The organism is Streptomyces sp. WM6386 (genome assembly GCF_000972385.1).
Classification (GTDB): Bacteria; Actinomycetota; Actinomycetes; order Streptomycetales; family Streptomycetaceae; genus Streptomyces.
This window is the reverse complement of the sequence record NZ_JXTE01000011.1, coordinates 56,441-74,041: the sequence shown is the minus strand read 5'-3', so window position 1 is coordinate 74,041 and position 17,601 is coordinate 56,441. Positions and strand designations below refer to the sequence as shown.

Annotated in this window: 15 protein-coding genes and 3 pseudogenes; 3 read left to right on the top strand and 15 right to left on the bottom strand. The window is 72.2% G+C overall.

Going from position 1 to position 17,601, the window contains the following annotated elements; all coding sequences use genetic code 11:
* Nucleotides 1-2: 2 nt before the first annotated feature.
* The 6 genes from TN53_RS09380 to TN53_RS09355 all read right to left on the bottom strand — a co-directional run bounded on the left by TN53_RS09380 (nt 3) and on the right by TN53_RS09355 (nt 6,073).
* A complete protein-coding gene (locus TN53_RS09380) occupies nt 3-773 on the bottom strand; it encodes a GvpL/GvpF family gas vesicle protein (RefSeq protein ID WP_046257974.1) in 771 nt (256 codons plus the stop codon).
* Nucleotides 770-1,195 (bottom strand): gas vesicle structural protein GvpA, encoded by a 426-nt coding sequence (locus TN53_RS09375; RefSeq protein ID WP_046257973.1) that lies wholly within the window; start codon nt 1,193-1,195, stop codon nt 770-772. Before TN53_RS09375 ends, TN53_RS09380 begins: the two co-directional genes overlap by 4 nt.
* A gap of 49 nt (nt 1,196-1,244) precedes the next feature.
* Complete coding sequence (locus TN53_RS09370; RefSeq protein WP_095046398.1) at nt 1,245-1,598, bottom strand: gas vesicle protein; 354 nt, start codon at nt 1,596-1,598, stop codon at nt 1,245-1,247.
* A gap of 61 nt (nt 1,599-1,659) precedes the next feature.
* The gene (ligD, locus tag TN53_RS09365; RefSeq protein WP_199924540.1) at nt 1,660-2,586 is read right to left on the bottom strand and encodes a non-homologous end-joining DNA ligase; all 927 of its coding nucleotides are present in this window, start codon (nt 2,584-2,586) and stop codon (nt 1,660-1,662) included.
* On the bottom strand, nt 2,583-4,436 hold the full coding sequence (locus tag TN53_RS09360; protein ID WP_046257971.1) for a transketolase: 1,854 nt from the start codon (nt 4,434-4,436) through the stop codon (nt 2,583-2,585). The genes ligD and TN53_RS09360 overlap by 4 nt, the downstream gene beginning before the upstream one ends.
* Entirely contained in the window at nt 4,433-6,073 is a 1,641-nt protein-coding gene (locus TN53_RS09355; protein ID WP_046257970.1) for an NAD(P)/FAD-dependent oxidoreductase, read from the bottom strand. The genes TN53_RS09360 and TN53_RS09355 overlap by 4 nt, the downstream gene beginning before the upstream one ends.
* 138 nt (nt 6,074-6,211) lie before the next feature.
* On the opposite strand from TN53_RS09355, the gene TN53_RS09350 reads away from it, so the two are divergent.
* Together TN53_RS09350 and TN53_RS44795 are read left to right on the top strand one after the other, a co-directional pair.
* A complete protein-coding gene (locus tag TN53_RS09350) occupies nt 6,212-7,171 on the top strand; it encodes an LLM class F420-dependent oxidoreductase (RefSeq protein ID WP_046257969.1) in 960 nt (319 codons plus the stop codon).
* Nucleotides 7,172-7,213: 42 nt separating this feature from the next.
* A pseudogene (locus TN53_RS44795) lies at nt 7,214-7,420 on the top strand (enolase C-terminal domain-like protein); the annotation flags it as partial.
* Here the strand turns inward: TN53_RS44795 and TN53_RS09345 are convergent.
* The gene (locus tag TN53_RS09345; protein ID WP_046258043.1) at nt 7,417-8,430 is read right to left on the bottom strand and encodes an SDR family oxidoreductase; all 1,014 of its coding nucleotides are present in this window, start codon (nt 8,428-8,430) and stop codon (nt 7,417-7,419) included. The pseudogene TN53_RS44795 and the gene TN53_RS09345 sit on opposite strands and share 4 nt — an antisense overlap.
* 27 nt (nt 8,431-8,457) lie before the next feature.
* On the bottom strand, nt 8,458-8,979 hold the full coding sequence (locus tag TN53_RS09340) for a phage holin family protein (RefSeq protein ID WP_046258042.1): 522 nt from the start codon (nt 8,977-8,979) through the stop codon (nt 8,458-8,460).
* 199 nt (nt 8,980-9,178) lie between these two features.
* Here TN53_RS09340 and TN53_RS09335 point away from each other — a divergent pair, with 199 nt between their 5' ends.
* The gene (locus TN53_RS09335; protein WP_046257968.1) at nt 9,179-9,526 is read left to right on the top strand and encodes a VOC family protein; all 348 of its coding nucleotides are present in this window, start codon (nt 9,179-9,181) and stop codon (nt 9,524-9,526) included.
* A gap of 8 nt (nt 9,527-9,534) precedes the next feature.
* Here TN53_RS09335 and TN53_RS09330 read toward each other — a convergent pair.
* From TN53_RS09330 to TN53_RS09300, 7 genes and pseudogenes are all read right to left on the bottom strand, one after another.
* Nucleotides 9,535-11,465: pseudogene (locus TN53_RS09330) on the bottom strand (DUF5107 domain-containing protein).
* A 40-nt stretch (nt 11,466-11,505) separates the two neighbouring features.
* Nucleotides 11,506-11,868 (bottom strand): annotated as a pseudogene (locus TN53_RS09325) (arginase family protein); the annotation flags it as partial.
* Nucleotides 11,869-11,937: 69 nt separating this feature from the next.
* Nucleotides 11,938-12,498, bottom strand: coding sequence for a GNAT family N-acetyltransferase (locus TN53_RS09320; protein WP_046257967.1), 561 nt, complete (start codon nt 12,496-12,498; stop codon nt 11,938-11,940).
* Between the two features lie 19 nt (nt 12,499-12,517).
* Entirely contained in the window at nt 12,518-12,760 is a 243-nt protein-coding gene (locus tag TN53_RS09315) for a LapA family protein (protein ID WP_046257966.1), read from the bottom strand.
* 59 nt (nt 12,761-12,819) lie between these two features.
* Nucleotides 12,820-14,565, bottom strand: coding sequence for a CocE/NonD family hydrolase (locus TN53_RS09310; RefSeq protein WP_046257965.1), 1,746 nt, complete (start codon nt 14,563-14,565; stop codon nt 12,820-12,822).
* 118 nt (nt 14,566-14,683) lie between these two features.
* Entirely contained in the window at nt 14,684-15,607 is a 924-nt protein-coding gene (locus TN53_RS09305; protein ID WP_046257964.1) for a S66 peptidase family protein, read from the bottom strand.
* The gene (locus TN53_RS09300; RefSeq protein ID WP_046257963.1) at nt 15,604-17,595 is read right to left on the bottom strand and encodes a prolyl oligopeptidase family serine peptidase; all 1,992 of its coding nucleotides are present in this window, start codon (nt 17,593-17,595) and stop codon (nt 15,604-15,606) included. Before TN53_RS09300 ends, TN53_RS09305 begins: the two co-directional genes overlap by 4 nt.
* Between the last annotated feature and the right edge of the window lie 6 nt (nt 17,596-17,601).

Genomic DNA, 17,601 nt, shown 5'->3' with positions numbered 1-17,601 from the left:
CCTCACTCTCCCGAGCTCTCGGCGCCGGCCGTGCTGCCCGCGTGCTCGGCGGGGCCGGGCTCGACGAAGCTGTACGGCGGCAGCGGGCCGTTGACCCGCAGTTCCAGATGGGGGTGGGACTTGCGGACCTGTTCCACCGAGGCCAGGAACGCCTCGGCCGAGTCGCGGTCCACCAGGAACGACACATTGGCGAGCCAGCCGGTGGACTCGGGGCCCGCGCTCACGGCCGTGGCACCGGACTCCAGCTCGCGCTGCACCTCGGCCGCGTCCTCGGCCTCCCGTGCCTTCACGGCGGAGACGACCATCTCGCCGAGCCTGAGCTTGTCCTCGTAAGAGCCGCCGCCCGCCTGCCGGTTGGCCTCGGTGAGGGCTCGCAGCTCCGGGTTCTCGGCCATCACGCGGTGCAGTACGGCCTCTTCGTCGTGGGTGGCCTTGACGTTGTACTCGACCTTGCCGTTCAGCGCCCGCAGCCGCTCCTGGTAGTGCTCGGCGCGTTCGCCGAGGACGGTGACGACGGTCTCGTCGTCGGGTGCGACGCTGCCGAACCGCATGGGCAGCACACAGCCGCCCGAACCGGCCTCGGCGAGCACGTTCTGGTGGGCGAGCAGGTCCTTGCGCTTGGGCCGCAGCCCCTCGGGCGCGTCGCTGACGACGGCCCCGAGGTCGCCCGCGGTGAGGACGCGCACGGGCCGCGGCGGGTCGCCGACGCCGTTCAGGTCCTCGGGCAGCGAAGATCCGGCGCCGTCGATGATGCCGTACACGTACGTGCTCACTCCTGCTCCTCCTTCCGACGCCCGGCGGTCGACTTGCGGGCGCGCGGCCTGGGCTGGGACTCACCCTCCTCGCGGGCCTGCTTGAAGGCGTCCGAGACGGTCTGCGCGGCCCCGCTCAACGCACCCTTGGACTTGCCCCGGGCGCCGGACTCGGTCATGTCGCCGACCAGGTCGGGCAGTCCGGGACTACGGTGCGGGCCCGCCTCGAGGTCGAGGCGGTTGCATGCCTCGGCGAAGCGCAGATAGGTGTCGACGCTGGCGACGACGACCCGGATGTCGATCTTGAGGATCTCGATGCCGACCAGGGATACCCGTACGAACACGTCGATCACGAGGCCCCGGTCGAGGACCAGTTCCAGAACGTCGTAGAGGCCGCTGGTGCCACCCGAGCCGCCGCTCTGTTGTGCCGGGACAACGGTCATGCCGACCGTGCCTCCTTGTCTGTGGGTGTGAGGGGAACGGGAAGGCGACCTAGCGGCCGCCGGCCCTGTGTGAGTCGGCCCGCCCGCGTTCGTAACGGCGAACGCGCCGGTAGCCGGTGAGCTCTCCCTGCGGGTCCAGGTCGACCTGATAGCTCGCCATCAGGCTCATCGTGTCCGGAACCCGGACGAGCTCCAGGACCTCGACCTCCAGAGACCAGCCGTCCTCCGTCTGCTCGAAGGACGACACCGACTCGGCGGACATGCCGGTGAGCTCCGCGAGCTGGGTGCGCGCATGTCGCAGCACCTGCATGGGGCTCGGCCGGTCTTCCGCGGTGTCGCTTTCCGCTCCCTTGGGTGATTCCTGTGAGTTCTGTGTTTCTGATGTGTTTTTTGTGTTCGACATGGCCACCTCTTACTCCGGGTGGCCGTAAGTACGTTGGCCAAACCTTCACGACGTAGGCGGGTCAGCCGCGCAACGCGTTGAGCCTGCGCCGGGCGGGGCCGAGGGCGCGGCCCTTGGTCATCACTCCGGCCCAGGGATCGGTGCGGGCCTGCTCGACGGCGTCCACGATGCTCCAGCGGCGGGCGTCCAGGCCCGGGTCGTCAAGCTGGGTCCAGGACATGGGGGTGGCGACGGGGGCGCCCGGTTTCGGGCGGACGGTGAACGGCACGACGGCGGTCTGGGCGTAGGCGTTGCGCTGTATGTCCAGGTAGAGCCGCTCGCCGCGGTCCTTCTTGCGGGCGGCGGTGGTGAACTTATCGGGGTGGGCGGCGGCGAGGGTGTCGGCGACGTCCCTGGCGAATTCGCGCACCTCGTCGAAGTCGTGGTGCCCGCTCACCGGGACCACCACGTGCAGACCGCGCGAACCGGTGGTCATCAGCGCGGAGGGCAGTTTCAGCTCGTCGAGGAGTTCCGCCAGCAGCCAGGCCGCCTCGTGGACCGGCGCGAAGTCGTCGCCGAAGGGATCGAGGTCGAAGACCATCCGGTCGGGCTGTTCGACGCGTCCGACACGGGACAGCCAGCGGTGCAGGGTGAGACAGGCCTGGTCGGCGAGGTAGACCAGGGTGGCGGTGTCGTCGCACACCGTGTGGAGAACGGTGCCGCCCTCCTTGGCCACCTCGACGCGGCTGATCCAGTCGGGATAGGTGTCCGGGGTGTTCTTCTGCATGAACTTCGGGCCGCCGACGCCGTCCGGGAGCCGTTCCAGCATCAGGGGGCGGCCGCGCAGGTGCGGCAGCATGAAGGGGGCGACGGCCCGGTAGTAGTCGACCAGGTCGGACTTGGTGTACTCCTTGCCCGCCCCGTCGCCGGGGAAGAGGACCTTCTCCGGCCGGTGCACCTCGACGGTGCGGCGCCCCGCCCGCACCGTCCGGGTGTCGTCCTTGCTCACCGTACGATCGCCTCCTCCACCAGCAGCCGCGCGGCGGCCGCGATGGACTCGGCGTCGATGCCCGCGGCGTGCAGCTGCTCGTCCGGCGCGGCCGAGCCCGGCATCGTGCGGACGGCCAGGCGCACCAGCCGCGGGACGGGCCGCCCGTCGACGAAGGCGTCGAGCACGGCGTCCCCGAGGCCGCCCTCCTCGTGGTGGTCCTCCACCGTCACCAGACAGCCGGTCTCCTCGGCGGCCCGGCGCAGGGTGAGCCGGGCCACGGGCTTGACCGAGTACAGGTCGACGACCCGGACGGCGATCCCCTGCCCCTGGAGCGCGTCGGCTGCGGCCAGCGCCTCGTGCACGGTGACTCCGGCCGCGACGACGGTCAGCCGGTCCCGGTCGGACGAGCGCAGCACCTTGGCTCCGCCGACCGGGAACTCCTCTTCGGGCCCGTAGATCACCGGACTCTTGCCGCGCGAGGTGCGCAGATAGCGGACGCCCTCCAGGCTCGCCATGGCGCCGACGAGGTGCGCGGTCTGGTTGGCGTCGCACGGATACAGCACCGTCGAGCCGTGCACCGCCCGCATCATCGCCAGGTCCTCCAGACCCATCTGCGAGGGCCCGTCCTGTCCGATGGCGACGCCCGCGTGCGAGCCGACCAGGTTGATCCCGGCGCCGCTGACCGAGGCCATGCGCACGAAGTCGTACGCGCGGGTGAGGAAGGCCGCGAAGGTGGAGGCGTACGGCACGAAGCCGCGCGCGGCGAGTCCCACGGCCGCGGCGACCATCTGCTGTTCGGCGATGTAGCACTCGAAGTAGCGGTCGGGGTGTTCCTTGGCGAACAACTCCGCGCGCGTGGAGTCGCTGACCTCGCCGTCGAGGGCGACGACGTCGCCGCGGCCGGTACCGAGGGCGGCGAGGGCCTGGCCGTAGGCGTCCCGGGTGGCGACGCCGTCCTCGGTTCCCTTGTCCCAGCGGGGCAGCTCGAGGTGTCCGGCGCGTACGGCGTGCAGCATGCGGGCGGCGGGCGGCTCGTGCACATGGATGCGGACGTCGCGGCGGCCGCCGAGTTCGGCGATCGCCTCGTCGGCGTCGGGCAGCGGCTTGCCGTGCAGGCCCTCACGGTCCTGGACGGCCTCGACGCCCTTGCCCTTGAGGGTGCGGGCGAGGATCGCGGTGGGCTGCCCGGAGGTGGAGATCGCCTCGCCGTACGCGCGGTCCACGGCGTCCACGTCGTGTCCGTCCACCTCCACGGTGTGCCAGCCGAAGGCCTGGAAGCGACGGGCGTAGGCGTCGAGGTCGTGGCCGTGCCGGGTCGGGCCGCGCTGGCCGAGCCGGTTGACGTCGACGATCGCGGTGAGGTTGTCGAGATGCTCGTGCGCGGCGTGCTCGGCGGCCTCCCACACCGACCCCTCGGCGAGCTCGCTGTCCCCGCACAGCACCCACACCCGGTAGCCGGTGCGCTCCAGGCGCTTGCCGGAGAGCGCGATCCCGACACCGACCGGCAGGCCCTGCCCGAGCGACCCGGTGGCCGTCTCGACCCACGGCAGCCGCCGGGGCGTGGGATGCCCCTCCAGCCGGCTGCCGAGCCGGCGGAAGGTGGCCAGTTCGGCGTCGTCGATCGCGCCGACGGCTTTGTAGGAGGCGTAGAGGAGGGGCGAGGCATGCCCCTTGGACAGGACGAAGCGGTCGTTTCCGGGGTGGGCGGGGCGGTCGAAGTCGTAGCGGATGTGGTGGGCGAGCAGTACGGCCATCAGATCGGCGGCGGACATCGACGACGTCGGATGCCCGGACCCCGCGGCATCGGCCGCGCGGACACTGTCCACGCGCAGCTGCTGTCCCAGGTCGACGAGTTCAGCGGTGTTCATGAGTCTCCCTCAGCGGGGGCGGCGGGACGGTCGGGGCACTTGACGGGGCCGGGGGCGAGGTCCGGGCCGGGTGCCTTGGCGGGACCGGGGTTCCTGGCGGGTTCGCCGCCGGGCTGGTTCCTGGCCGGTTCGCCGCCGGGCTGGTTCCTGGCCGGTTCGCCTCCCGGCTGGTTCTTCGCGGGCTCGCCGCCGGGTCGGCCCTCGGCGGGCTCGGCGGCCCCTCCGTTTCCGGCGGCCCCTCCGTTCCCGGCGGGTTTCTCGCTCGCCGCGCTCTCCGCGGACTCCTGACCAGGGGGGTCCTCCACCAGTCCGCGCGCGCTCGCATCCGGCCCCCGCTCCGGCCGTCCCGGGACCCGCGCCAGTTCCGGCGACGCCGTGTCCAACGGCACCGACCAGGACCGTACGAGCCCCAACTGCACGGCCTGGCGCGGGAGTACGGACTCCAGCAGCCAGTCCGCGGCGACCCGGACGCGATTGCCGGGCATCGCCGCGAGGTGGTAGCCGCGGGTGACGAGGCCGGCCAGCGGTCCGGGCAGCGGGACGCCCAGCGGATTGGCCGCGGCCTTGGCGCCGCCGAGGTCGACGACGAAGCCCAGATCACGGTGGCGGTACGCGAGACGGTCGCCGATCCCCAGCGACGCGGCGACGTTCCGTGCCGCGACCTCTCCATGCCGCCAGGCATGCTGCGCGGTCATCGGCGTGAAGGAACCGGGGTCGTTCAGATCGGGCACCGCGGCCGCGTCCCCGCACGCGAACACCTCGGGCCGGCCCGGCACCTGGAGGTACGGATCGACGATCAGCCGCCCCCGCTCCAGGGGCTGCCCGACACCCTCGACCAGCGGATCGGGCCGTACGCCGACACACCACACCAGCGTCCGCGTCTCGACGAACTCCCCGTCGCTCAGCAGGACTCCCTCGTGCGTGGCCTCCTTCACTGAGGTCCCCATGCGTACGTCGACGCCCCGCTGCCGCAGTACCCGGTCGGCGGTGCGCGAGAGCCGTTCGTCCATCTCGGGCAGGACGCGCGGCGCGACGTCGAGCAGCAGCCAGCGCGGCCGCACACCGTCCCGCGGCGGGCGCCTGCGCATCTGGGCGTCCGTGTACATCTGCCCGTGCGCGGCGACCTCGGTGCCGGTGTAACCGGCGCCGACCACCACGAACGTGCGGCGGGCGGCAGCGTCCTTCGCGCCGCCCGCGAGTTCCATCTGCCGGGTGACGTGGTCGCGCAGATACAGCGCCTCGGGCAGGCCCCGGAACCCGTGCGCGTGCTCGGCGACACCGGGGATCGGCAGGAGCTTGTTGACGCTGCCGACGGCGATCACCAGCCGGTCGTAGGGCAGCGTGCCGACGCCGCCCTCGGGGTCCGTGTAGTGCACGGTGCGCCCGTCCAGGTCGATGCCGTCGGCCTCGCCGAGCACCAGCCGCACCCGGGGCAGCGTGCCCGAGAGGGACACGGTGACCCGGCGCGGCTCCAGGACGCCGGCGGCGACCTGGGGCAGCAGGGGCAGGTACAGGAAGTAGTCGGTCGGGTTGAGCAGGGTGATCTCGGCCTTGTGCCGGGTGAGCCGGGACAGGGTGCGGGCCGTCCGGTACCCGGCGAAACCGGCGCCGACGATCACGATGCGGGGTCGACTCACAGTGCGCCTCCGGGGCTGTCGCGTACCTCGGGAGCCTTCCGCGTAACCCTGGTCAGGGGGCCCAAACGTGCGCCGGTTTCCGTGGATGCCACCGGGTACCCGGACCGCGTCCCGTTCGTGGAACCACCGGAGGCACCCATGCCCGAGTACGGCTACTTCCTGTCCTGCGAGGAGTTCGGCCCCGCGGACCTCGTCGAGCAGGCGAGGATGGCGGAGCAGGCCGGGTTCCGCTCGCTGTGGATCTCGGACCACTACCACCCGTGGAACGACGCCCAGGGCCAGAGCCCGTTCGTCTGGTCGGTCCTCGGCGCGCTCTCGGAGGCGGTGTCGCTGCCCGTGGAGACGGCGGTGACCTGCCCGACCGTGCGCACACACCCGGCGGTCGTGGCGCAGGCCGCGGCGACCACCGCGGTGATGACGGAGGGCCGTTTCCGGCTGGGGGTGGGCAGCGGCGAGGCGCTCAACGAGCACATCCTGGGTCATGTCTGGCCGCCCGCACACATCCGGCTGGAGATGCTGGAGGAGTCGATCCAGATCATGCGCCGGCTCTTCACCGGCGAGGAGGTCAACCACCACGGCACCCACTACACGGTGGAGAACGCCCGCCTCTACACGGTCCCCGACCAGCCCGTCCCCATCGACATCTCCGGGTTCGGCCCGGCGGCGACCTCGCTCGCGGCCCGGGTGGGCGACGGCTACATCACGATGACGCCGGACGAGTCGATGGTGGCCCAGTTCCGCAAGGGCGGCGGGGGCGCCAAGCCGGTCAGCGGCGGGACCAAGGTCTGCTGGGGCACGGATCGCGAGGAGGCCGTACGGACCGTGCACCGGCTGTGGGCGAATCAGTTCCTGCCCGGTGAGATGGCCCAGATCCTGCCCTCGCCGAGCCACTTCGAGCAGCTCCAGCCGCTGGTGACCGAGGAGTCGGTGCGGGAGAAGGCGGTGTGCGGGGACGACGTCGACGAGCACGTGGCGGCGCTGTCCGCGTTCGCCGACGCGGGGTTCGACCGGATCTACGTCAACCAGATCGGCCCCGACCAGCGCGGCTTCTTCGACTTCTACCGCACCAAGGTGCTGCCCCAGCTGCAACAGGCCTGACGGCGATGAAGCTGCGTCTGCCGGCGGTGTCCGCGTACACGGTGCCGACCGACGCACGCCCACGCCGCGGCCGCCGCGTGCGTCCCCAACCTTCGCCACCTCGAGTGGTTCCACGACCAGGTCCGTATCGAGCCGATGCTGTTCTACGGGGCGCTGGATCCGACGGGCGGTACGGTCCGGCCGGTGACGGGCCTCGGCCACGGGCTGACGCTGCGGGCGCAGGACGCAAGGGAGTTCAGGGTCGCCTAACGCCGTACGAGGCGGGCGAGCCTGCGTGCCGCGAGCGCACCCGCACCCACCGCGAGGACCTTCCCCACCTGACCACGCCTGAGGGACATCCACTCCTGCCGGCTGCCCGTGCGGGACTCCTCGTCGAAGCGCCCGTGCGCTCCGAAGTCATGACCGTGCGGGCCGTCGGCCGGACTCCACAGGTTTCCGGTGGCGCCGTGCGCCCCCTCGTCCTGCTGCGCCTCGAACGCGGTCCGCGCCAGATAGCGGTCCAGCACCCCGGGCGCCACGGCGTTGGCGATCAGCGTCGCCGCGGTGGAGCCCCCCACCCAGTACTCCCGCCGCCGGCCATGAGCCGCCGCGTGCACGACCGCGCGGGCCGCCACCTCCGGCTGGTACACCGGCGCGACGGGCCGGGCGCGCCCCGGCATCCGGTTCAACACCCAGTCGAACTGCGGGGTGTTGACGGCGGGCAGCTGCACCATCGTCGTACGGACACCGCTGCCGGAGTGCAGCAACTCGCAGCGCAGCGACTCGTTGAAGCCCTGGATGGCGTGCTTGGCACCGCAGTACGCCGACTGCAGCGGAATCCCGCGGTACGCGAGCGCCGAGCCGACCTGCACGATCGTGCCCCGGTCGCGTGGCAGCATGTGCCGCAGCGCGGCGCGGGTGCCGAACACATAGCCCAGGTACGTCACTTCGGTCACCCGGCGGAACTCGTCCGGGGTGATCTCCGTGAAGGGCGCGAAGACCCCGGCGAAGGCGTTGTTGACCCACACGTCGATGTGCCCGAACGCGTCGGCGACCTTCTGCGCCGCGTCGTCGACCGCCTTGGCGTCGGCCATGTCCACGGTGACGACGAGCGCCTCACCCCCGACGCGCTGCACCTCGTCCGCCGTCGCGGCGAGGCCCTCGCGTCCCCGGGCCAGCAGGGCGACCCGGTCGCCGCGGGCGGCGAAGGCCAGGGCCGTGGCCCGCCCCACGCCGCCGCTGGCCCCGGTCACCACGACGGCCCTGCCCCGACGGGGCAGGGCGTTCCACAGCCGTTCCACCGCGCATCACGCCCGGTGGCGCGGCTGCTCGGGGTCGATGTCGTCGGGACGCGGCGGTACGCCGGGGCCGGGCATCCCGGCTGCCGGCGTGCCCGCGCCGGGCGCCCCGGTCGCCCCGCCCACGCCGCCGGGCGCGACGGGCGGCACCGGCGGATACGGCATGCCGGTCCCGCCCGGCGGGGTGGCCGGTGCCCTGCCGCCGACGACGTGGTCGCCCTGCGGCGTCGGCCGGGACGCGGAGGGCCGGGCGGCGCCGCGCAGCACATAGGCGACGACCCCGAGGATCGCCGCGGTGATCAGCGCGGCGGCCCAGTCCGGCAGCCCGAGGGCGAGGGCCAGCCCCACCGCCAGGGCCAGGGCGGCGCCCGCGTAGAGGGCGACGGCGCCGGACGCGGCGTACAGCACGGCCTTGCGGCGCTGCTTGCGCGACTGCTCACGCAGTTCCTCGCGCACGGTCTCGCGCGTCACCTGGGCCAACTCCTCGACCAGGTGCTTGTCCAGATGCTCAAGATGATCCAAGCGGTCCATGGCCGCCGGGTACCCGTACACCCGTACGCATAACGCGGTCCGTCACGGCCACACTGCTCGACGAGGTGGCGGCCACCAAGGGCGACGAACGGAAACAGGCCTTCCATGACCTCGTCGAGGCATGGGTGTCCGGCGGCCGGGGTGCGGGGATCGCGTGAAACGATCTCCTGCCCCGGCCGCCGCTATTAGGCTCGTCCGCATGGACATTCTGGGAGCCACGCTGCGCGTCTGCGTCGACGACCTGGAGACCGCGGTCCCCTTCTACGAACGCCTGGCCGGCGGCCCGGCCCTCCGCTTCGAGCGCGGCGGGGTCCAGGTGGCCGCCGTCGGCTGCTTCCTCCTGATGAGCGGTCCCGAGGCGGAGTTGGAGATCCTGCGCAAGGTCGCGGCCACGATCGCCGTCAAGGATGTCGACGAAGCCCATCGGGTACTGACCGAACTGGGCGCGCGCATCATCGCGGGACCGGTGGGGACGCCGGCCGGGCGCAATCTGATCGCGATGCACCCGGACGGAGTGGTGTACGAGTACGTGGACCGGCGGGCGTAGGACCGGGGTCAGCGCATACGGAAGTCGTGGCGGTCCGGCAGCGGTTCGTCGCTGACCCGCTCCCACAGCCGCCCGACGGCCTCTGCCCCTTCCCTCAGGTCGGCGACCTCGAAGCCCTCCTCGAACACGGCCCGCGCCTCCTCCCTCCTGCCCTCGGCGACCAGCAACCCGGCCTCGAGCCCGCGGGCCCGCGTCGCGGGACGCAGTCGTGCCCACACCGACCGCGCGTCCCCCGTGCGCCCACCGCGAGCAGCGCCTCGATCGCCTCGCGGCCGAGCGCGGCGGTAGCCGCCGTCCAGGCCTCCCCCGCGTCGCGCCGCTCCCGGCACAGGTCGTCGAAGGCCTCGGTGTACCGGTCGGCGGCCCGCTCACCGTTGCCGACCTCCTGGTCGAAGACGGCGAGGCAGCGCAGCAACGGCCAGACGGACGGGGCGAGTTCAAGGGCCCGCTCCCAACTCCGCACGGCCTGCGCCCGGTCGCCGGCGTGCCACTGGGCGACGCCGAGGTGGTACTCGGTGTGCGGACCTGCGGGCGCGGTCTCCAGCATGTCCCGCCAGTGCGGGGCGACGAGCGTCTCGCCGGGCGGCCGCACCCGGCGTGGCTCCGGCAGCACTCCGGACCGCAGCAGCTCCAGCCAGGGTTCCTGTGCCTCGCCGAGGGTGCTGTCGTCGAAGGGGGTACCGGGCAACTTCCGGTCGGCGCACAGCACTTCGAGGGCGCCCCAGCCGGATCCGGTGGCCAGGCTCTCGCCGGGTGCGGTGTCGGCGTGCGGTTTCCACGCGGCGTACGCGGCGTCGACGTCGGCGCGCGGGAGTACGGCTTCCAGCCGCGCCTCCGCCTCTCCCACCTGTGGCGGGGAGTTCAGTGGCCCGTACGCCTCCAGCCACGACACCTCGCTCTCCGGGTCCAGCCGTATGTGCTCCAACTGGGTGCGGGCGAGCCCCGCCTGGATCTCGCAGTAGCCGTCGGTGCCGGGTTCGGTGAGCCATTCCTGCCAGCGTCGCCCGCCCGGCCCTGATCCCCAGACGAACAGTTTGCGTCCGCGCAGTACGTCGGTGGACGTCTGCACCAGGCCGTGACCGTCCTCGTCGAGGGCGGCGACCCAGCGGCGCCGGGCGTCGGGAAGGTCGTAGAAGTAGTCGGCCGCATGCGGGAGTTGCCGGGTCTCCTCGTACGTCGGCACGGGTACCCTCCGCAGTCGTCGCTCGTATCCGATGGGGGCACCTCCCGCGCCTTTCGGGCAGTGGGGGAGCCATGCCTCCTCAGCCGGTACCAGGATCCGGCGCCGCTCGGGCACGGCGATGTTGGACCACCAGTACGTCGGCACCGGCTTCGCGTGCGGATTGCGGATGCGGACGCCGACGTACAGGAAGTCGGAGCCGTCCGGCATCCAGAGGTCGACCTGGAAGGGCAGGTCGCGCAGCCGCTCCCACTCCCACAGGCGCAGCATCTCGCCGCCGTCGGGGGCGGGTACGCGGGCGGCGTGCAGGGGTGCGCAGGCGAGGGTGGTGTGGCCGGTGGCGCCGATGTTCCACTCGATACCGCCGGAGAACCAGGCGCCGTTGAGGGCGAACGCGGCGGGCTGGAACACCGGGTTGCGGTACAGGAGTTCGCGACCGGACGGCTTGTGGAGGAGGGAGGCGATCCGGCCGCCGAGACCGGGGAGCACGGTGGCCCGCAGCCGGTCGTTCTCGATCACGAGGGCATCGATCCCGCGCGGCTCGCGCACCCGCTCGTAGCCGTCCCGCAGGCGCACGGGAAGCAGGCTGCGCAGGGGCTCGTAGCCGATCTGGCGGGCCATCTGCGAAGGCAGGTCGTCGCGGTCGTCGACGCGGTGGAGCTCGTCGAGCGGCCGCAGCGGGGGAAGCGGGTTGTCGGGCCCCAGCTCCGCGGCGGGCAGCGTCAGTACCTCACGTCGGATCGTCGTCACGATCGCCATGGAAGCCGCTCGCCGGGGAGCTGAACAGGGGCGCTACGGGTCAGGATTGCGCAAAGGCGGACACCACGATGTCGGCGAGGAGGGCGCCCGCCGTGCCGTCCGGGTCGAGATCGGGGTCGTGGATGGTGACGTTCAGTCCGACGCAGTGCGCGGAAGCCAGCAACGGCCGCAGCAGCTCGACGAGTTCGCCGGGCAGGAGTCCGTCCGGGTCGGGGCTGTCGACGGCCGGCATGACGGACGGATCGAGGACGTCCGCGTCCAAGTGAACCCAGAATCCGTCGAGTTCGGGGATCTCGAAGGCCTGGGCCGTGGCCCGGGCCAGGGCGTCCGCGCCCCACTCGCGGATGTCCCCGACGGTGACGACGGGGATCTTGAGGGCGGCGAGTTCGCTGCGGTCGTCCTCGAACGCGTCGCGGCGGACGCAGCCCGAGATTGGATGGGGCGTCCAGCACCACCCTGGTACGCATCGGCCTCACTTCCGGATCATCTCGGCGGTGACGGCCCACCGCTCGTGGTCCCGCCAGGCCCCATCGATGTAGAGCATCCTCGGCGAGAAGCCCTCCCGGCGGAAGCCGCAGCTGCGGGTGAGGGCGATCGAGGCGGTGTTGGCGGGCTGCACGTTGATCTCCAGCCGGTGCAGTCGCATCCCGCCGAAGGCGTAGCGCACGACCAGCCCCAGCCCCTCCCGCATCAGACCGCGCCCGGCGGCATGCGCGAAAGCCCCGTATCCGAGCGCCCCGCACAGGAAGGCGCCCTCGACGATGTTGTTGATGTTGATGAACCCGGCGATGGCCCCCTCGCCGTGCTCCCCGTCCTTCTCGCAGACCAGGAACCCCGCCCTGGTCGGGTCCTCGATCAGCCGGCTCGCATACGCGGTGAACGCGCCCGCGCTGTCCGGCGGGAACAGCCAGGGCTGATGCAGCTCCTTGCTCTCCCGGGCCCGCGCGGTGAACTCGGCGCCGTCCTCGTGGGTGATGTGGCGTATGCCCACGCGGGGGCCCTCGACGAGATAGCGGGATGCGGTGTGCGACATCCCGTCACCCTACGACGGACTAGTTGCGGCGCTTCATGAAATACGCTCCGCACAGGGCGCCGATGACCCCCGTGGCCAGCAGCGCCATCCACAGGGGCATCGTGACCTCGGGGATCAGCAGTCTGATCCTGGTGGCGCGGGTGTTCTCGAAGATGAAGATCAGGGCGAGGACGGCGAGCAGCAGGACGACCACCCGGGCGGGCGTCACGGCGCCACCCTTGCCGCTGGTGGCGCCGCCGCTCTGGGAGGTCTTCGGGCTCATGCGACCAGGGTGGGCCCGAAGACCCGGCCCCGCGCGGCAGGGGCCGCCCACCGGGTGAATCAGCCGTCGGCCACCGGCAGCTCAAGCACCCCGGTGTTCCCGGGCGAGCTGACCACGGTCACCGGCTTGATCCCCCGGTTGCCGAAGTAGGCGTCGTCGCTCGCCGCGACCACGAACCGCAGCCGGTGCCCCTTCTCGTACCGGTGCACGATCCCCGGCAGGGTCACGGTGAAGCTCTTGGTCACGTCGGGCACCCGGACCGGTGCGACCAGCCGGTGCACCAGCGTCTTGGCGCCGTCGGGCGCGATGTCGTACAGCTTGGCGAACAGGACGAGCCTGTCGGCGGCGTTCGAGGAGTTCTGCGTCCGCTCGGCCTTCGGCGAGACCACCTTGAGTGTGGCCTTCGGCGCTCCCACGACGTCGGTGGTCCGGGCGAGCGGCTCACTGGTCCAGCCGAGGTAGGTGCCCTCGGTGTCGTAGGGCGCCTGGTCCGGCAGGCCGATCGTCCCGGCCAGCGAGTTCTCCGAGTGGCTGGTGGGGACGAGCCGGTTCGTGTACGTCCGGCTGCCGCGGGCCACCTTGGAGCGGGTGTCGACGAGCTTGCCGTCGCCGGACAGATACAGCTTCTGGCTGAGTGCGGGCAGGCGGTCGGCGGTGGCGTAGGTGTCGGCCGGGTCGGTGATCCAGTCGCGGTAGTAGGCGAGGGCCGGTCCGGTGTCGGTGCCCTTCTTCTTCTGGAGGTAGCGGTCGAACCAGGCGAGGATCCGCTTGCCGACGTACGTGGACTCCAGATTCCCCTGGCCGAGGTTCAGCTCGCCCGCCGCCATGCCGCCGCTGTGGCCCCAGGACTGCCAGATCATTCTGGTCGGTGTGCCCTGCGCCTTGAGGGTCTTGTACGTCGCCGTCGCCTCGTTGAGGTTGAAGAGGCTGTCGGCCTGTCCCTGGACCAGCAGTGTGGGTGCCTTCACGCGGTCGAGGTAGGTGACCGGGGAGACGCTGCGGGAGAAGGCGAGCAGTTCTGCGGTCCGGTCGGCGGGGTAGCTGCCGGAGTTCAGGGTGCGGACGGTGTCGCAGGCCTCGGTGACGAAGTGCAGACAGCCCAGGGAGTTGATCCGGGACGGGTCGAGGTTCGGCGCCGTCAGCGGCTGGCTCTCGCCGATCAGATAGAAACCGTTGGCCCACTGCCATTTGAAGGCGCCGGGCACCGCGCCGTGGGCACCGGCGTTGTTCGGGTCCAGGGAGTACGCCAGGTCGTTCCAGGTGATCAGCGGGACGAGTGCGTCGACGCGGTGGTCGACGGCCGCCGTCGCCATCTGGATCGCGCCGCCGTAGGAGCCGCCGATCATGCCGACGCGCGGGTCGCCCTTGCCGTCGAGGGTGACGAAGTCGGCCCTGGTGCCGTCGTCGGCGGCCCGCTTCCCGGCGAGGAAGTCGATGAGCCCGGAGGCGGCCTTGCCGTCGATGTCCGGGTCGTCGAGCGAGATCAGACAGCCGGAGTTGCCGAAGCCGAGCCCGGAGTAGACGAGCGAGACATAGCCCCGCTCGGCGAAGGCCTTGCCGATGCCGTCCGTGGAGCCGTCGGACTTGCTGCCGCCGAAGCCGTTGGTGGCGAGCACGGCGGGCGCGTGGTCGACACCGGTGGGCCGGTACAGATCGGCGTCGATCGTGCAGGTGCGGCCACCGGCCTGCACGGTGAACTTCAGGGCCGTGACGGTGTACTGGCCGGTGGCGGGGGCGGGGGTGGCGAGTGTGGCACCGAGCAGGAGAGCGAGCGGAACGCTGTATCCGAGCACACGACGAGACACGAGACCTCCACGCTGAGGACAACCCGGCTTACCGACCGGTAGGAACCGGCCAGTAGTCAGGGTGTGACACGTGTCAAAGGAGGTCAATCACCGTGACGGGTGTTTTCTTGACGATGATTCAGCGAAGGGCCGGTTCGTCGAGCGTCAACGTGCGTGCATCGGCATCGAGTTCGGCCGCGACTCCGAAGGGCATGGTCAGCGCCCCTTCGCAGTGCCCGAACCCGAACTCCTCCACGACGGGCACCCCGAGCCCGCCGAGCCGGTCGGCGAGCAGCGCCCGCACCTTCTCGTGGGGGCCGCACTCCTGCCACGACCCGAGCAGTACCCCCTGCACCCCGTCGAACCAGTCGGCGCGCAGGAGTTGGGTGAGATAGCGGTCGAGGCGGTACGTCTCCTCCCCCACGTCCTCCAGGCACAGCAGCCCGCCGCGCGCGGACGGCCGGGCGTACGGGGTGCCCCGTTCGGCGGCGAGCAGGCACAGGCAACCGCCGAGGGTGACGCCCCGCGCCCGCCCGGGGACCAGGGTCCTCCCGCCGGAGACGATCGTGCGGACTCTCTCCGGTGCGAAGAGCGTGGCCCTGAGGTGCTCCTGTGCCCGTGCGTTCTTGATGAAGTCGACCCCCGCGGCCATCGGCCCGTGGAGCGTGACGAGGCCCAGCCGGGTGGCGAACGCCTCGTGCAGCGCGGTGATGTCGCTGAACCCGACGAACACCTTCGGCCCGGCCGCCCGCATCGCCTCCCAGTCGAGCAGGTCGATCATCCGCTGCACGCCGTACCCGCCCCGCGCGCACAGGACCGCGTCGACGGACGGGTCGCACCAGGCGGTCTGCAGATCGGCGGCGCGGTCCGCGTCGCTGCCCGCCAGGTAGTCGAAGTCGCCGTGCCGCTCCAGCACATGGGGCCCCACCACCGGGTCGAGGTCCCAGCCGCGCAGGATGTCCAGCCCGGCCTGCAGCCGCTCCTCGGGAACGGGTCCGCTGGGCGCGACGACGGCCACGCGGGCACCGGGCGCGAGTCTGGACGGCCGGACGGACTTCTTCACTTGTCGAGCTCCAAGGTCGGGACGCCGAGCGGGTTCAGGACGAAGACCTGGGCGTACAGGGAGAGTTCGGACTCCAGCGCCCGGATCATCGTCTCCGCCCGCCGGAATCCGTGCCCCTCCCCCTCGAAGGCGAGGTACGCGTGCGGCACCCGCCGGCCCTCCATGCGGGTCAGGAACCGCTCGCACTGGGCGGGCGGGCAGATCACGTCGTCCAGGCCCTGCAGCAGCAGGAAGGGCGCGGTGATCCGGTCGGCGTGCTCGGTGGGCGAGCGCTCCGCGTACCGTGCGGGCACCTCGGCGAGGGGCCCGACCAGGGTCTCCAGGTACTGCGCCTCGAAGTCGTGGGTCTCGCCCTCGCCCCAGCCGGTCAGATCGAGGATGGGGTAGACGATGGTGCCGCGGGCGTAGACGTCGGTCGTGGTGAGGGAGGCGGCCGCGGTCCAGCCGCCGGCACTGCCGCCGCGGATCGCCAGCCGGTCACGGTCGGCGGTGCCCTCGTCGGCGAGGGCCTGGGCGACGGCCGCGCAGTCCTCGACATCGACCACGCCCCACTGCTCGCGCAGTCGGTTGCGGTACTCCCGGCCGTGCCCGGTGGAGCCGCCGTAGTTGACCTCGACGACGCCGATGCCCCGCGAGGTGAAGTAGGCGATCGCCAGGTCGAGGACGAGGGGGGCGCGGCTGGTGGGTCCGCCGTGCGCCCAGACGACGTACGGCGGCAGTTCGTCGCCGGGGGCCACGCAGGTGGGGTGGTGGGGCGGGTAGACGTGGGCGTGGATGTCGCGTCCGGCGGGTCCGGTGAAGGTGCGGATCTGCGGCTCGGGGTAGTAGGCGGGGTCCACGGCGTCGTCGTGCCCCCCGCCGATCACCCGGGCCCGGCCGGTCCGGGTGTCCAGCTCCACCAGTTCGTGGGCGCTGCGCGGGCTGGCGCCGACGGCGACGACCCTCCCCCACCCTTCGGGCGGGGGGACCCCCCTCTCGCTTCGCTCGCCGTGCACCGCGAGGGTGGGCGCGAACTCGGTCCAGGGGCCCGCCGCGTCGACGACCTCCGCGGTCTCGGGGTCCAGTATCCCGAGCGCGGTGGCGCCGCGGCCGTGCACGACGGCGATCAGGCCGCTCTCCAGCGGGGCGAACCAACGATGGCCCAGCTTCCAGAGCGGACCGCCGAACTCCTCCTCGCGCGGACACAGCGGTGCGCCGTCGCGGTAGAGGTTCCACCACCCGGTGCGGTCACTCGTGTACAGCAGGGCTCCGTCGTGCGCCCAGTCCACCTGGGCGATCGACTCCTCGGGCCCGCCGGCGATCGTCCGGGGCTCACCGAGCGTGCCGTCGGCCCGGACACCGGCGAGCAACAGTTCCGTGCCGTCCCACGGCATCCGCGGATGGTCCCAGGCGAGCCAGGCCGCGCTCCGCCCGTCGGGTGAGATCCGGGGGCCGGTCACGAACCGGTGCCGGGCGTCGGTGAGTTCGCGCACGGCGTCCCGGTCCTGGGCTGCCGAACCGTCCAGCGGCACCGCGGCCAGGACCCGGCGCACGTCGCTGGGCCCGTCGCCGGTGAACTCCTCCAGCACACACCACACTTCACCACGGTCCAGGAGCAGCACCGGGTCCGCCCAGCGCAGGCCGCCGCCGACCAGGGACACCGGGGTGAGGGGGCTGGGGTCGCCGTCCGGCCCGTACCGGTACAGCCGCTGGTCGACGAAGTTCACGAAGACCACGAGCGGTTCGCCGTCCACGGCCGTCCCCGCCCAGGGCTGTCCGCCGTATTCGATGACCCGGCTGCGGACGTTCCACGGCGCCGGCAGCACCGACTCCGTCGCGCCGTCGGTGCGCCGCCGCACCAGCGTGCGCCGGCCGCCCTCGGTGGGGCGTGGCTCGGTCCACCAGGCCTCGTCGCCGACGAAGCCCACGAACTCGGGATGCCCGTCGTGCGCGGCGGCCAGTGCCGCGTCGATCGGCGAGGGCCAGGACCCGTACGCCAGCGTCTCCACTTCTCC

Coding starts and splice junctions, on each gene's coding strand:
- TN53_RS09375 (WP_046257973.1), bottom strand. CDS start 1,195: ATGACCGTTGTCCCGGCACAACAGAGCGGCGGCTCGGGTGGCACCAGC.
- TN53_RS09370 (WP_095046398.1), bottom strand. CDS start 1,598: ATGTCGAACACAAAAAACACATCAGAAACACAGAACTCACAGGAATCA.
- TN53_RS09360 (WP_046257971.1), bottom strand. CDS start 4,436: ATGAACACCGCTGAACTCGTCGACCTGGGACAGCAGCTGCGCGTGGAC.
- TN53_RS09350 (WP_046257969.1), top strand. CDS start 6,212: ATGCCCGAGTACGGCTACTTCCTGTCCTGCGAGGAGTTCGGCCCCGCG.
- TN53_RS09340 (WP_046258042.1), bottom strand. CDS start 8,979: ATGGACCGCTTGGATCATCTTGAGCATCTGGACAAGCACCTGGTCGAG.
- TN53_RS09335 (WP_046257968.1), top strand. CDS start 9,179: ATGGACATTCTGGGAGCCACGCTGCGCGTCTGCGTCGACGACCTGGAG.
- TN53_RS09320 (WP_046257967.1), bottom strand. CDS start 12,498: ATGTCGCACACCGCATCCCGCTATCTCGTCGAGGGCCCCCGCGTGGGC.
- TN53_RS09315 (WP_046257966.1), bottom strand. CDS start 12,760: ATGAGCCCGAAGACCTCCCAGAGCGGCGGCGCCACCAGCGGCAAGGGT.